General features: G+C 63.8%; 1 protein-coding gene and 1 pseudogene. Both read left to right on the top strand.

Annotated features, from left to right (window positions below):
* Positions 1 to 51 precede the first annotated feature (51 nt).
* Positions 52 to 354 carry a transposase gene (locus tag J4D97_RS22935; protein WP_208309621.1) on the top strand — a complete coding sequence of 101 codons (303 nt, stop codon included), beginning with the start codon at positions 52 to 54 and terminating at the stop codon, positions 352 to 354.
* Positions 336 to 1,220, top strand: a pseudogene (locus tag J4D97_RS22930) (IS3 family transposase); the annotation flags it as partial. The gene J4D97_RS22935 and the pseudogene J4D97_RS22930, both read left to right, overlap by 19 nt.
* Positions 1,221 to 1,250: the final 30 nt, after the last annotated feature.

Here is a 1,250-nt window from a genome sequence, read left to right as displayed (position 1 = left end):
TGAGGTGGTCTAGTGAAAACAGACAGTGGCAAGTCTTACCTTCCAGTGCCTATGTCGACCAAAGTGCTTTCCAGCGGCCCGCCGCTGACCCGCAAAAAATATACGCCCGCTTTCAAAGCCGAGTGCGTGCGCCAAGTAGCCGCTGGCGCTCGGCAGACCGACGTGGCCCGGGCCCAAGGTCTGTCGCCCGCGCTCCTTGGCCGCTGGCAGCGTCAAGCGTTAGCCGAAGCTGTGCCTAGTAGCGCGGAGCGCGACGAGATTAGGCGCTTGCGCGCCGAACTCAAGCGCGTGGAGCAAGAGCGCGATATTTTAAAAAAAGTCGTGACCATCTTTGCGCAACCGCCTCAACTATGAGCCGTTACCACTTTATCGAACAGGTGGCGGCTATCGAGCCGGTGCAGGTGCTTTGCCGCGTACTACACGTCAGCCCTGCCGGCTACTACCAGTGGCGGAGGCGAGCAGTGCGCCCAACGCCCGACTGGGAGCCGGCGGCCACCGCCGCCTTTTCGCGCCATGCCCAGCGCTATGGCACTCGCCGCTTGCGGGCCGAATTGCGCGCCGAAGGGCACGCGGTCGGACGCTATGCGTTGCGCAGTTGGCTGCGTCGCCACGGCTTGCGGGCGCTGAGTACGCGGCCGCAACGCCCACGCACCACCGTGGCTGACCCCGCGGCAATCGTGGCCGAAAACCTGTTGCTCGGTCAACCCGCGCCCACCGCGCCCAATCAGGTGTGGGTCGGCGATATTACCTACCTGCCCCTAGTCGGTGGGCGCTGGTGTTATCTGGCCACGTGGCGCGATACCTGTTCGCGGCGTGTGGTCGGCTGGCACCTGGGCCAGCACATGCCCACCGAGCTAGTGCTCACGGCCCTGGAGCAAGCCCTGACGCTGCGACAACCGGCTCCTGGCCTGATTGTCCACGCCGACCGCGGCAGTCAATACACCAGCTCGGCGTGCCAAGCGCGCATCAAAAAAGCCCAGGCCCTGGCCAGCTATAGCCGACCGGGCAACCCCTATGATAACGCCCAAGCCGAGGCCGGGTGGAGCACGCTCAAAACGGAACTGCTGCCCCGTGGCGGCGCATTTGCCAGCCTCGAAGAGGCCCGTCTAGAGGTAGCCTACTACCTCGATACCTACTTCAACCTGGACCGGCGCCACTCCGCCCTGGGCTACCGCTCGCCCCATCAATTCGAACGCGACTTTCAAATCAGCCTATCTTAGCGCACTGTCCGTTTTTACTGGACCATCCCA

The sequence above is a fragment of the Hymenobacter defluvii genome (assembly GCF_017589435.1).
Taxonomy (GTDB): domain Bacteria; phylum Bacteroidota; class Bacteroidia; order Cytophagales; family Hymenobacteraceae; genus Hymenobacter; species Hymenobacter profundi.
Note: the sequence above shows the minus strand (reverse complement) of the source record. Positions and strands in the feature narration are given on the sequence as shown.